At 45.0% G+C, this 11,766-nt stretch carries 15 protein-coding genes and 1 pseudogene; 9 read left to right on the forward strand and 7 right to left on the reverse strand.

What is annotated here, in order from left to right; translation table 11 throughout:
- Positions 1 to 43 precede the first annotated feature (43 nt).
- Positions 44 to 826 carry an NRDE family protein gene (locus F890_RS14370; protein ID WP_005267482.1) on the reverse strand — a complete coding sequence of 261 codons (783 nt, stop codon included), beginning with the start codon at positions 824 to 826 and terminating at the stop codon, positions 44 to 46.
- 93 nt (positions 827 to 919) lie between these two features.
- On the opposite strand from F890_RS14370, the gene lgt reads away from it, so the two are divergent.
- The 3 genes from lgt to F890_RS14385 all read left to right on the forward strand — a co-directional run bounded on the left by lgt (position 920) and on the right by F890_RS14385 (position 2,593).
- Entirely contained in the window at positions 920 to 1,729 is an 810-nt protein-coding gene (gene lgt, locus F890_RS14375) for a prolipoprotein diacylglyceryl transferase (RefSeq protein ID WP_005107931.1), read from the forward strand.
- A gap of 92 nt (positions 1,730 to 1,821) precedes the next feature.
- Positions 1,822 to 2,214 (forward strand): hypothetical protein, encoded by a 393-nt coding sequence (locus tag F890_RS14380; RefSeq protein WP_005107933.1) that lies wholly within the window; start codon positions 1,822 to 1,824, stop codon positions 2,212 to 2,214.
- The gene (locus tag F890_RS14385; RefSeq protein ID WP_005107934.1) at positions 2,207 to 2,593 is read left to right on the forward strand and encodes a hypothetical protein; all 387 of its coding nucleotides are present in this window, start codon (positions 2,207 to 2,209) and stop codon (positions 2,591 to 2,593) included. Before F890_RS14380 ends, F890_RS14385 begins: the two co-directional genes overlap by 8 nt.
- Positions 2,594 to 2,611: 18 nt before the next feature.
- Here the strand turns inward: F890_RS14385 and F890_RS14390 are convergent, their stop codons facing one another.
- Positions 2,612 to 3,127, reverse strand: coding sequence for a hypothetical protein (locus F890_RS14390; protein WP_005107935.1), 516 nt, complete (start codon positions 3,125 to 3,127; stop codon positions 2,612 to 2,614).
- Positions 3,128 to 3,526: 399 nt separating this feature from the next.
- Between F890_RS14390 and F890_RS14395 the strand changes: the two are divergent.
- The 6 genes and pseudogenes from F890_RS14395 (at position 3,527) to msrA (ending at position 8,026) form a co-directional block, all read left to right on the forward strand.
- Positions 3,527 to 4,018, forward strand: a pseudogene (locus F890_RS14395) (lipocalin family protein).
- A 182-nt stretch (positions 4,019 to 4,200) separates the two neighbouring features.
- Positions 4,201 to 5,043 (forward strand): thymidylate synthase, encoded by an 843-nt coding sequence (gene thyA / locus F890_RS14400; RefSeq protein WP_004278429.1) that lies wholly within the window; start codon positions 4,201 to 4,203, stop codon positions 5,041 to 5,043.
- Between the two features lie 198 nt (positions 5,044 to 5,241).
- Positions 5,242 to 5,754 carry a dihydrofolate reductase gene (locus F890_RS14405; protein ID WP_005267485.1) on the forward strand — a complete coding sequence of 171 codons (513 nt, stop codon included), beginning with the start codon at positions 5,242 to 5,244 and terminating at the stop codon, positions 5,752 to 5,754.
- 23 nt (positions 5,755 to 5,777) lie between these two features.
- The gene (locus F890_RS14410; RefSeq protein ID WP_005267488.1) at positions 5,778 to 6,827 is read left to right on the forward strand and encodes an Lnb N-terminal periplasmic domain-containing protein; all 1,050 of its coding nucleotides are present in this window, start codon (positions 5,778 to 5,780) and stop codon (positions 6,825 to 6,827) included.
- A gap of 102 nt (positions 6,828 to 6,929) precedes the next feature.
- Positions 6,930 to 7,391: an META domain-containing protein gene (locus F890_RS14415; RefSeq protein ID WP_005267490.1), complete on the forward strand. Its 462-nt coding sequence runs from the start codon at positions 6,930 to 6,932 to the stop codon at positions 7,389 to 7,391.
- 110 nt (positions 7,392 to 7,501) lie between these two features.
- Positions 7,502 to 8,026 carry a peptide-methionine (S)-S-oxide reductase MsrA gene (gene msrA, locus F890_RS14420; protein WP_005267491.1) on the forward strand — a complete coding sequence of 175 codons (525 nt, stop codon included), beginning with the start codon at positions 7,502 to 7,504 and terminating at the stop codon, positions 8,024 to 8,026.
- 64 nt (positions 8,027 to 8,090) lie between these two features.
- Here msrA and F890_RS14425 read toward each other — a convergent pair whose 3' ends face one another.
- The 5 genes from F890_RS14425 to F890_RS14445 form a co-directional block, all read right to left on the reverse strand.
- Positions 8,091 to 8,495 (reverse strand): ExbD/TolR family protein, encoded by a 405-nt coding sequence (locus F890_RS14425; protein WP_004278434.1) that lies wholly within the window; start codon positions 8,493 to 8,495, stop codon positions 8,091 to 8,093.
- Complete coding sequence (locus F890_RS14430; protein WP_005250649.1) at positions 8,495 to 9,118, reverse strand: MotA/TolQ/ExbB proton channel family protein; 624 nt, start codon at positions 9,116 to 9,118, stop codon at positions 8,495 to 8,497. The genes F890_RS14425 and F890_RS14430 overlap by 1 nt, the downstream gene beginning before the upstream one ends.
- Positions 9,119 to 9,143: 25 nt before the next feature.
- Complete coding sequence (locus F890_RS14435; RefSeq protein ID WP_005267494.1) at positions 9,144 to 9,911, reverse strand: energy transducer TonB; 768 nt, start codon at positions 9,909 to 9,911, stop codon at positions 9,144 to 9,146.
- 192 nt (positions 9,912 to 10,103) lie between these two features.
- Complete coding sequence (purU, locus tag F890_RS14440; protein WP_004278437.1) at positions 10,104 to 10,970, reverse strand: formyltetrahydrofolate deformylase; 867 nt, start codon at positions 10,968 to 10,970, stop codon at positions 10,104 to 10,106.
- 48 nt (positions 10,971 to 11,018) lie between these two features.
- On the reverse strand, positions 11,019 to 11,750 hold the full coding sequence (locus tag F890_RS14445) for a TetR/AcrR family transcriptional regulator (RefSeq protein ID WP_212749447.1): 732 nt from the start codon (positions 11,748 to 11,750) through the stop codon (positions 11,019 to 11,021).
- Between the last annotated feature and the right edge of the window lie 16 nt (positions 11,751 to 11,766).

Below are 11,766 nucleotides of genomic sequence, written 5' to 3' on the forward strand. Positions count from 1 at the left end.
AATTTTTAAAATGCCGGCTTCTGCCGGCATTTTTTATATGTGACTATTTTTGTAGTGCAATAATTTTCTGGATCAATTGCCCGGCGGTAGCACCTTGTTGTGATTTCTCGATCCAGTGCCATTGTTGTTGCTGCATTCTCAGAAAATTCGAGCAACGGGTGCCATAGGCCGGACTCTGGATAAACGTCGAAGACAATAACTGTTCCATTTCAACCGAAATCCCTGTTTCTGGTAGCAATTCAGGAATCGCTTTACGTTCATCTTCAAGAATATCCCACACCGCATGATACAGATCAGCTTCCGAAACTGCCTGTTGTTGCAGCATCGGTAAAAATTCCTGGGTAAAGCGTTGGCGCAGATGCCGGGTCTTGTACCAGTCTTCACTCATCAGACCATTTGAAACCACATATACGCCATGCGCAAGTACTTGTGGTTCTTCACCGCGATTGCTCATATATACGGCCTGCTCTTGATCGCCGATAAACAGGTTAAAACCAGCATAGTCACACTGGCGTTGTTCCAGCTCTTGGGCAAATCGGATCGGTGTTAAGTCAGAATCTAAAAAGTTCTGGATGATATGTCCACGTGAAGTCGGATAATGCCCTTTGTCCTGTCCATCACGAAAATTGGTAATCACCGCCCAACGACCGGAAGCTGTAATACCCATCCAGGTACCACCCGACTGTAGATCCTGCCCGGCAATTATCGGACTATTCTCCCATTCGTGTAGCTCCTGCGTAGGACGCTGATAGAACTCATCCCGATTTGAAATCAGACATAATGGGCTCTGATCCAGAACCTTCCAAGCCAATGCCACGATACACATAATTTACGCTCTCGATCTTTACACATTGAATGTACAACATTTTTCTTTGCTTTAAGCTAAAATCTGTGCAAAACAGAATCACAAGGAACAGGAATGCTAACCTATCCCAATATTGATCCCGTCGCGATTTCGCTCGGGCCCTTACAAGTCCACTGGTATGGACTGATGTACTTACTGGCATTTTTATTTGCCTGGGGATTGGCGACGTTTCGCGCCAAACAACGTGGCTGGACACCGGATATGGTGTCTGACCTGATTTTCTTCGGTGCACTCGGTGTGATCATTGGTGGCCGTGTCGGTTATGTCTTCTTCTACGGTTTTTCCCAGTTCCTGGCCGATCCTTTATGGCTGTTCCAGATCTGGACCGGCGGTATGAGTTTCCACGGCGGTTTCCTCGGGGTCATTCTGGCCATGTTGTGGTGGTGCAAGAAATATAAGATGACCTGGTTCCAGACTCTGGATTTTATCGCACCTTGCGTACCGACAGGCTTGATGTTTGGCCGGATTGGTAACTTTATAGGTGGCGAACTGTATGGCCGTCAGGTCACCGACCCAAACTTTGCCTGGGGCATGATTTTCCCGACTGATCCGCTGCAACTGGTTCGTCATCCATCTCAACTCTATCAGGCACTATGTGAAGGCCTGATCCTGTTTATTGTACTGTGGTGGTTCAGCTCGAAGCCACGTCCACGTATGGCAGTTTCTGCGCTGTTCCTGATCGGTTATGGCCTGGCACGTTTTGTGGTTGAGTTCTTCCGTGAGCCGGACAATGGCCAACTGTTTATTGGCTGGATGAGCAAAGGACAATTCCTGAGCCTACCAATGATCCTGATTGGCTTATGGATGATGTGGTATGCCTACCAGAAGAAAATATATGACTGGGGTCCACAAAAAAATAGCTGAGAAAATCGCGTAATTTAGCGAGGCAGAGGCCTCGCTTTTTTATACTCAAAATATGCTAAAGTGCCGATTATCTCTTCTATTCTTTCATCATTATGCTTGAGTTCTGGTTTAATCCGCAGGTGTCTGTTCTCAAAAAACTGTTGATCTTTATTGTGATTGCAGCGACAGCTGCAGGCTTGTACTGGATGGAACCGCTGCCCTTAGATTCTATTTTGATGTTTGTCGGTACCGGCATCATTTTTCTGATCTGTCGTTACTGCAAAATCCACTTTGCCAGCAAAAATCCGACCGGTTTGCTGTATAGATTACTGACCTGGATTCCAATTGCCTTATTGATTGCTTTAGTTTTTATGAATATGCAACAGGGCGAAATCCTGATTCCGGGTGCACAAGGCATTGCCTTTATGGCACTGGCAATTTGTCTGTTTTCTCCACTGTCCCTGCTCAATCAGAACAAATCAGATGCAGGTTCACCCCATGCTTGAGTTCTGGTATTCGGAACGCTGTAGCCGTCAAATCAAACTCATCGCCATCATCGCGACCTGTATTTTGATTTATACAGCATCGACTGTGGCCCAGTTAGATCCGGTATTTGTGGGGGTGAGTTTAGCGATTGGAATTGTCGTGCATTTACTGCACCATTTCCGCCTGAAAATCTCAAAATCCAATCCCTATGCAAATGGCTTTAGCGCCTTGAGCCGGGTCATTCCCATCATTGCCTTAATTACCCTGTTTGGCTATTTACCAGAACAGCACCAGCAATGGGGCAAATTTGCCTTGGGTCTGCAATGTCTTGGCTTTGCCGCGATTGGATTATTTATCGTTTCAATCTATGAAAGCCGTGCGAAGCGTTTTGAGGACTGATCACTTCGCAGTGTTTTCTTAGAAGTAAGTTTCCAGACGATAGTAACTATAAGTCACGTTTTTATTGCGATAAACCGCATGATCTCGCTGTTTAAAATCCGATACCCAGGCACTACCTGAATAAGCCGCGATATGTCCATATTTATGTCCCTGAGTACGGTCAATAATATAGATATCGCCTTTTTTCGGCCGATCAAAAGAAGCATTAATTTTCTTATAACCCAGCTGCATCAGGGTACTTCCCCAATCTGCTGCTGCGACCGGATGATTCACAATTTTCGCTCCAGAAGATTGCAGACCGACACGAATACTGCGCGCACATTTCTGTGTACTGGTATTTCGGGTAATGCCTTGCAGATAACTGGTAAATTTCTCGATATTGATACGATGGCCATTGCTTACGCCTGAAGCGTTACGGACAGTGGCTTTTTGGGATGACTTTTTAGGTCTTTGCTCCGATTGGGAACGCACCATGATATTCGCTTGGACAGGAGCATATACTTCGCTCATGTTTACTTGATGATCATAGATCATGCCTTACCAACCGCTCCTCGCCTGTAATTTAGGCTTTCATATTGTTAACAAGCCGAGAATACTAGTCGTTTAAATGTTATCTTTCACATTAAAAATGTAAATAAATTTGTCTATTTTTGCGGCATTCAAATTAAGCCGTTCTTTCTAATACAGTTACAAAACCCATTATCTTTGCAAAAAAAAATGTAAAGCAAAGCTAACTCCGACGCCTTGCAAAGCGTTTTCAGCCTGAAATAGAGAAAATGAGCCGTTACTTTTTTCTACTCAAACGTGTGGATTTAGTCTGTAGCTCGGCCATTTTCAGACAGCATTTCACTACATGATTACATCATTTTGAGCTTTAGACCCTGTATTACACTGATGAGGCATTTTTAATGTTGAACTAAATGGAGAAGAAAAATGAGTCAGACTTTAAGCACCGTTTCAAATTTTAATTTAGAACAATATTTAGGGACCTGGTATGAAATTGCACGCTTGCCGATGAAGCACCAACCTGAAGACAGCACCGATATTTCTGCTGTCTATAGCTTGAATGAAAATGGTAAGGTTCGGGTTCAGAATCGCTGTCTGGATGGTGATGGCAAACTGGAGGAAGCTATTGCTGAAGCAACCATTGTCGATGCAGAACATGCCAAGCTTGAAGTCAGCTTTTTACCTGAAGGCCTGCGTTGGATTCCGTTTACCAAGGGCGATTACTGGGTATTAAAAATCGATCCCGATTATCAGACGGCGCTTGTAGGCGAGCCGAATAAAGAATATTTATGGTGATTGCATCGTGGTACCAGTCTGGATGAAACCACTCAACGCGAATATTTAAGTTATGCAGAATCCTTGGGTTATGATCTGTCTAATCTGATTCATACAGCGCATACTGGCCACAAAACCGCTTAAATTGCAATCAAAAGACCTCCATCAGGAGGTCTTTTTTATTCTCAATTTGGACGATGAAAGCTCATCAAAAAATGCTATGATGTGCGCAATTTAAATTGTCCCTTTCGACAGAAAATTGATTACAAAATAATCCATTTTGCTGTTAAAACGGCGATTTTTAACAGATTCAAATAGAGAGAACTATGCGCCAATATCTTGACCTTTTACAACATATCCTCGACAACGGCGGCGATAAAGGCGACCGTACCGGTACAGGTACACGTTCGGTATTTGGTCATCAAATGCGCTTTGATCTTTCGCAAGGTTTTCCTTTACTGACCACCAAAAAAGTTCATTTCCGCTCTATCGTGATCGAACTGTTGTGGTTCCTGAAAGGCGATACCAATGTTCAATATTTAAAAGACAATAAAGTCTCGATTTGGGACGAATGGGCAACCGCAGAACAGACTGCGCGTTTTGGCCGTCCTGAAGGCGAACTGGGTCCAGTTTACGGCCACCAATGGCGTAATTTTGGGGCCAGCAAAAATGCAGACAATAGTTATAATCAGGACGGTTTTGACCAGATCAAATGGTTGATCAATGAAATTAAAACCAATCCAAATTCGCGCCGTCTGATTGTATCGGGCTGGAACCCGAATGAGGCAGGTCAGGTCGCATTACCACCTTGCCATACCCTGTTCCAGTTCTTTGTACATAATGGCAAATTATCTTGTCAGTTGTATCAGCGCAGTGCCGATGTTTTTTTGGGTGTACCATTTAATATTGCCAGCTATGCTTTGTTGACGCATATGATCGCGCAAGTCTGTGATCTGGAGGTCGGTGACTTTGTCTGGACTGGCGGCGATACTCATTTGTACAGCAACCACTTCGAGCAAGCACAGTTACAGCTCAGCCGTGAGCCATTAGGCCTCTGTCAATTAAAACTAAATCCTGAGATCAAAGACCTGTTCGATTTCAAATTTGAAGATATCGAAATTGTCGGTTATGAATCTCATCCAGGAATTAAAGCCCCTGTCGCTGTTTAATTTTCTTTATTATAAAGTTCCCTCTCCTCTTAGGAGAGGACTAGGGAGAGGCCTTTTACCACACGTAAATCGCCAACTCCTTTCAAAATTATTCCTAGCCTAAAGCATGAAGGCAATCAATATAGATTTTTAACCTTTCTTTCGTACCAGTAAAAAATTATACGAAGGACTTTGGGCTTGATAAAAAGGATTCAATACATGTCATTTCAAGATTTAGAAGTTGTACACGTCGTCGCCATGGATCAGCAGCGTTGTATCGGCAAGGGCAATGACCTGCCTTGGCATATCTCTGCAGACCTGAAACACTTCAAGGAAATCACCCAAGGCGGTGTGGTGGTGATGGGTCGCAAGACACTAGAATCAATGGGACGTACTCTGCCTAAACGGGTGAACTGGGTGATTACCCGTGATCCAGACTGGGCATTTGCAGGCACCAAAGTCGCTTATAGCATTGAAGATGCGTTGAGTCAGGCCCTGACAGATGTGAAGGCTTCAGAAAAACCCGAAACCATTTTCATCATTGGTGGCGGTGAAATCTTTAAACAGACCATGAATATTACAGACCGTCTGGAACTGACCCATGTCGAACTGGATGTACAGGGCGATGCCTATTATCCAGAGATTCCAGCGGAATTTAAAAAGGTCGCCGCCGAGCAACATATCGACGACAAAACCGGCATTGCTTTTGAGTTCGCAACCTACAGAAAATAAAACCTATTTCTCATGAAAAAGTGATGATGCAGGGACGCGAATATATTTCCAGGCACTGGAGTCTGTGGCTGCTGGGCAGTCTGTTTACTTTATTCGTCATTCTGTCGAGTTTGTGGCTCAGCCTGATGCTTTGGGTGCATCAACCTATTGGAAAAATCGGCAGCTTGATGCTGATTGGACTCTGGCTGACCTTTGCACTGGTCGTTCTCGGGATTTATTTCACCCGGCATCTGATCTCCCGCCAAGTCGATAGCGTTCTTTATCTTCTGGCCTTTTTGTTTTGTCTGCTGGGATATTTTAGTCTGGAAGCGCGTCAGGATCGGGAGTGGAATCCTGAAGTTTCCCAGCTTTTGCATTATGAGCAGCAAGGCGATCAGGTCACTTTGCACAATATCCGCAACTTTGACTGGCAGGCCGATGGTCGCTATATCGAACGCTGGGAAAGCCGGAGTTTTGATCTAAATCAGATTACTGGCGTGAACATCATTACTTCCTACTGGATGGGGCCAAGAATAGCCCACACCCTTGTCAGCTTTGATTTTGCCAATCAAAAGCCACTCACCTTCTCGATTGAAATCCGTAAGGAAAAAAATGAGGAGTTTTCAGCGATTGGTGGCTTTTTCCGAAAATATGAACTGAGTCTGGTTGCATCAGACGAAAAGGATATTGTTTATACCCGCAGCAATGTCCGTGGTGAACAGGTCTATTTTTTCCCGGTAAAGATGCCGCAAGCTCAGGCTAAAGCGCTATTCAAGGAATATCTGCGTCAGGCCGATGAACTGGCACAAAAGCCAAAATGGTACAATACCCTGACCAGTAATTGCACCACACTGGTCTTTGATATGGTTCAGGCGGTATCGCAACAACAGCTACCCTCAGATTACCGACTGCTGGCCTCCGGCTATTTACCAAATTATCTCTATGACCTGAAAGTACTGGAACAGTCTTGGGATATGCGCACCTGGTATCAACGCGCGCATGTCAATCCACGGGTAGAACAGACCGCTAATCTCTCCAGTCAGGACTATTCAAGACTCATGCGACAAGGTCTACCGAAACCAGACATGCGATAACTGTGTAGCAAATCCACTTCAATAAAGATACAAAATCAACTGGAACCTTGATCATTTTTTTGTTTATATACAAATAGCTAGTCAATGATCAGAGTATCTCTCATGCTAAAAAAATTAACTGCAATCGCGATTTTAGGCTCGGTTTTAACGGTCATGGGCTGCGAAACTGTGCCTAATACAGCCACGACACAAACCGCGAATCATTTACAACTTTTGCAAAATCGTACCTGGATTGCGACCCAGATTGGCAATACTGAAATCAAGACTGCGCCAACCGCACGCAATGTTCCGAGTCTGCAATTTGATGCCAGTACCCAGCGCGTTTCAGGTTCAGATAGCTGTAACCGGATTATGGGCAGCTACACAGCAGCGAAAGATACGCTGACCCTGAGCCAGATGGCCACTACCCGTATGGCCTGTATGAACAACGATCAGCTTGATCAGAAATTTAATGAAGCTTTAGCCAAAGTGACGCATTATCAGGTATTTGCTAAAACCTTAAAATTACTGGATCGCCATGGGAATCTCTTGATCCAGCTAGAAAGTGCTGCTCAGCCGCGTTAATACATCCCTACAAAAAGCCTGTATGGACAGGCTTTTTTATCTTTCATACTGATGAGCTGGAATTTAACCATCAGCCCAATTGAGTTATTTAATTGAATGAGGAATCAACCATGCAACAGGCACTTTTCGGTGGGGGATGCTTTTGGTGTACTGAAGCCGTATTTTTACAGATCCAGGGGGTTCAGCAGGTCGTCAGCGGTTATGCAGGTGGTCATACGACTGAGCCAAACTATGATGATGTCTGCGGAGGCAATACCGGCCATGCCGAAGTCATTCTGATCGATTTCGATGAAAACCAGGTTAACTATACCCAGTTGCTTGATGTATTTTTTGCGACCCATGATCCAACCACATTAAACCGTCAGGGCAATGATGTCGGCACCCAGTATCGTTCTGTAATTTATTATCTGAATGATGAACAGCAGCAACAGGCGCAGCAGGCGATCGATGCCCTGAAAGCCGATGGCATCAATGTGGTGACTGAACTGAGCCCTGCTCCAACTTTCTATCCGGCGGAAGACTATCATCAAAACTTCTTTGCCAAGAACCCGACCCAGGGCTATTGCAATTTTGCCATTCCGCCAAAATTGAATAAATTACGCAGCAAATTTACGACCCTATTAAAAACCCATTAAGATTCACGAAAAATGGGCATAAAAAAAGCGACTGCAATCAGTCGCTTTTTTTATTATCTAAATCTTAGTTATCGGTTGCAAAAGCAATATCGCTGAGTCCGGCTCCACTCGCACGCGACATGACTTGCGCCACCGAGTCATAACGTGATTCTTTATCCGCTTTCAACACAATAGTCGGCTGACGTTCAGCTTGGCCCGCTTCATTAAAACGGGTTTCAAGCTGCTCTAGCGTCAGTACATCGCCATTCCAGGCAATGTCACCTTCGGCATTGATGCTGATCGTGACATTTTCAGGCGGCAGATCGATAATCTCCGCAGTAGTTTGTGGCAAGGTTAATGGAATTGATGGGTTCGCAACGGTCGCTGTCACCAGAAAGATGATCATCAATACCAACATAATGTCGATGAGGGGAATGAGGTTCATCTCATTCATGCCTACATCGTTGTCTTCACCCAGTTGAAAAGCCATTAAGCTTGACCTCCCACGAAACTCTGTTGTGTTACTTTTTCATCAGACTTTTTTGCAGCAGATTCCTGTTGCAGCATAGTATCAATCAGCAGACCATGTGCCTGATCTTGTAACTCGTGTGCCAAACCACGATTAGCACGGACACAGATGTTATAAGCCAGTACCGCAGGAATCGCGACTGCCAGACCTAAGCCAGTCATAATCAATGCTTCACCGACTGGGGTTGCCACTTGTGCCAGACCAGCCTGACCACTTTTACCAACAGCAACCAACGCATGGAAGATGCCCCATACCGTACCGAACAAACCGACAAATGGTGAAATTGAGGCAATCGTACCCAGAACTGATACACCTTTTTCGGCATTGGCTTTTTCTGCTGAAATCTGGCGTAACAGTGCCTGTTCTGCCACTGCCTTACGCTGTTCAAAGCCCAAAGGAGCCAGTTTGGTTTTCAGTTGTTCCAATGCTTTAGATAACTGAGCATAGGCAATCTGTTTCAGCTGGCGAGTGCCCATCAAACGCAGCACAAAAATGGTCCATGTCGCGATCGACATTGCCAATAACACGAAATACAGCGTTTTACTGACTGCATCAGCGTGTTGCCAATAAACTGAAAAGTTCATATTCGAACTCCTAATGGGTGAGCCGTTATTTAACCTGAAAATCGAAAGGCTGTTCCACACGGGTTGGATAAGCCACACCATTTTCAACATATTTGGTGAGTTGTGCACGACGTACCGCGGCTTCTACTTTGCGCGTTACCGCCGGGCTACAACTTGAATTTCGTGCAGTCGCAGAAACTACTTTACCCTGCTCATTCGCTGAAACATCTACTACCAGTGAACAGGCTGATTTTAATTCACCTGCAGAGAGTGAGACTTTTGGTGAACGCTGCCAAGACACGCCCCCACCAATTGATACACTTTTCGGGGATGGCGGCGCAGCAGGTGCTGGCGGTGCCACAGGCGCAGGTGGCGCGACTGGAGCAGGTGCCGGTTTAACTTTAGTTTCAGTGACCACTGTCGGTACAACCGGACTTGGGGTTGGTTTTGCTTCAACTGGCGGTGCTTTAACCACTTTTGGCTCTTCAGCCTTTTTCACCTGCTCGATTTTTTCTACTTTTTTCGGTGGTGGTGGCAGCGGTTTATCGACAATTTTGACTTCTTTTGGCTTAGGCGGCTCTTTTTGTGGCTCGGCCTTCGGCTTTGGCGGTAAAGGTTTTGGCGCTTCCTGGAGTTTTACAAAGCGCACTTTTAAGGGTTGCTTATCAATGGGTGCCAGCTCAGGTGCTTTCATCTGGCTGATCGCATATAACACACCCACATGCCCAACCAGTACAGCCGCCACGATAGAGATGACTTTCTTTTTCATCTGATTCGGCGGTGTAGGCATTTGGGGCGCAGCAACTTGACTCATTAAATCTATTACCTTGAGGAGATGATGTGGAACAAACTATCAAGCTCATCGGTTAGCACAATTAAAGTATGCCAATAATAAATGAGAAGTGTTTTCATTTGCAACCGCTAATCCTACCTTTGACTGACTTTTTTTGCATCAAAACAAAAAAGGCACACTAAAAGTATGCCTTTTTAAAACTCAATGCAAGTCTTATTGGAACACGACAGTCTTGTTGCCATCGACAATAATACGGTCTTCCAAATGCCATTTTACCGCACGGGCCAATACATTACGTTCTACGTCCTGACCGAGTTCACGTAACTGCTCAACAGTAAAGTCATGGTTCACGCGCTCCACATCCTGCTCAATAATCGGACCTTGATCCAGATCAGCAGTCACATAGTGCGCAGTTGCACCGATCAGCTTCACGCCTTTTTCATAGGCCTGTTTGTACGGATTGGCACCTACAAAAGCCGGCAGGAAAGAATGGTGAATGTTGATCACTTTCATTTCCCACTTGCTGACAAATTCTTCATCCAGAATCTGCATATAACGCGCCAGCACCAGTAAGTCATTGCCCTGCATCAACTGGTCGATTTCTGCATAAGCTTCAGGTTTGTTGTCTTTGGTCACCGGCACAACTTCGAATGGAATGCCAAAATTTTCAACTGCTTCACGTAAAGTCTCGTGATTCGACACCACTTTGGTAATTTCACAAGGCAAACCACCACGCGCATGACGCCATAACAGCTCAAGCAAGGCATGATCGACTTTAGACACCAAAATACCGACTTTTTTCACGTCACTGACCAGAGCCAGACGCCATTGCATGCCATAGCGTTCCGCCACATTCGCTGCAAAAGTCTGGGTAATACTTTCTTTGCGACTTTGAAGATTATCTAATTCAAATTCAACGCGCATGAAGTAACGTCCGCCCTGCGCTGCTGTCGCATATTGGTCAAGCGCAGTAATGTTGGCACCTTGATGATACAAGAAGCTCGAAACAGCCTGCACGATGCCCGGCTTGTCTTCACAAGTAATCAATAAACGTGCGGTGTTAGCAGTCGTCATATTCATGTTGGTTTAAGTCACTAATCAGTTAAATTAAAAAATAAGCCGAGTATTCTAGCGCGTTTCTTGGATATTCTGAATAGTTTGTTCAGATTCAGAATCTTTAGACGACGACAGGCCGGCAAAAAGTTCCGAAGAGCCCAAACTACTCAATAAACCTTCATAGGTTTGACGACTTTCACCACGTAAATACGCCCCTTCCAAGAATACCATCTGGCGCAGTGCCTGCCAGACCCATTTTTCTTCCAGGGTATTGGAATCGGTCAGATGACCTGACATATACAGGAAATTGGTCCAGTTGGTCAGTACAATCCACAGGTTAATGATCAGTGCTTCAATTTCTGAATCGGTCATGTCCATCAGGCCTGCATTAACAAAGCCTTTATAGATTTTCTGGCCCTGCTGCATGACCTGCCCGGCAAAGCGTGGATACATCTTGCGAAAATCTTCGTTATTTTCTACCAGATGATAGACATCACGATGCAGGAAACGATAAGCCCATAGCTGACTGCTCAGTACCTGAAAATAATGCACCTTGTCATTGGCATCCAGCGCACGGTCATCCGGCAGCGCCAGCATTTCTAGCGTCTGATGCTGGTACTGTTCCATCAATTCTTTAATAATTTCATTTTTATTGCGGAAATGATAATACAAGTTACCCGGGCTCATGCCGAGTTCAGCCGCAATATGATTGGTGGTTACCGATCGTTCGCCACGCTCGTTAAACAGCTGCAAACTGAGCTGCAAGATACGCTCTTTAGTTTTTAAGGTTTTGGTTTGGGACATCCTAAAATAACCATTC

This window comes from Acinetobacter sp. CIP 64.7 (assembly GCF_000369745.1).
In the GTDB taxonomy this organism is placed as follows: Bacteria; Pseudomonadota; Gammaproteobacteria; order Pseudomonadales; family Moraxellaceae; genus Acinetobacter; species Acinetobacter fasciculus.

Bases quoted from the DNA above. Each gene is read 5' to 3' on its own strand.
- F890_RS14370 (WP_005267482.1), bottom strand. From the start codon at position 826: ATGTGTATCGTGGCATTGGCTTGGAAGGTTCTGGATCAGAGCCCATTA.
- lgt (WP_005107931.1), top strand. From the start codon at position 920: ATGCTAACCTATCCCAATATTGATCCCGTCGCGATTTCGCTCGGGCCC.
- F890_RS14380 (WP_005107933.1), top strand. From the start codon at position 1,822: ATGCTTGAGTTCTGGTTTAATCCGCAGGTGTCTGTTCTCAAAAAACTG.
- F890_RS14385 (WP_005107934.1), top strand. From the start codon at position 2,207: ATGCTTGAGTTCTGGTATTCGGAACGCTGTAGCCGTCAAATCAAACTC.
- F890_RS14390 (WP_005107935.1), bottom strand. From the start codon at position 3,127: ATGATCTATGATCATCAAGTAAACATGAGCGAAGTATATGCTCCTGTC.
- thyA (WP_004278429.1), top strand. From the start codon at position 4,201: ATGCGCCAATATCTTGACCTTTTACAACATATCCTCGACAACGGCGGC.
- F890_RS14405 (WP_005267485.1), top strand. From the start codon at position 5,242: ATGTCATTTCAAGATTTAGAAGTTGTACACGTCGTCGCCATGGATCAG.
- F890_RS14410 (WP_005267488.1), top strand. From the start codon at position 5,778: ATGATGCAGGGACGCGAATATATTTCCAGGCACTGGAGTCTGTGGCTG.
- F890_RS14415 (WP_005267490.1), top strand. From the start codon at position 6,930: ATGCTAAAAAAATTAACTGCAATCGCGATTTTAGGCTCGGTTTTAACG.
- msrA (WP_005267491.1), top strand. From the start codon at position 7,502: ATGCAACAGGCACTTTTCGGTGGGGGATGCTTTTGGTGTACTGAAGCC.
- F890_RS14425 (WP_004278434.1), bottom strand. From the start codon at position 8,495: ATGGCTTTTCAACTGGGTGAAGACAACGATGTAGGCATGAATGAGATG.
- F890_RS14430 (WP_005250649.1), bottom strand. From the start codon at position 9,118: ATGAACTTTTCAGTTTATTGGCAACACGCTGATGCAGTCAGTAAAACG.
- F890_RS14435 (WP_005267494.1), bottom strand. From the start codon at position 9,911: ATGAGTCAAGTTGCTGCGCCCCAAATGCCTACACCGCCGAATCAGATG.
- purU (WP_004278437.1), bottom strand. From the start codon at position 10,970: ATGAATATGACGACTGCTAACACCGCACGTTTATTGATTACTTGTGAA.
- F890_RS14445 (WP_212749447.1), bottom strand. From the start codon at position 11,750: ATGTCCCAAACCAAAACCTTAAAAACTAAAGAGCGTATCTTGCAGCTC.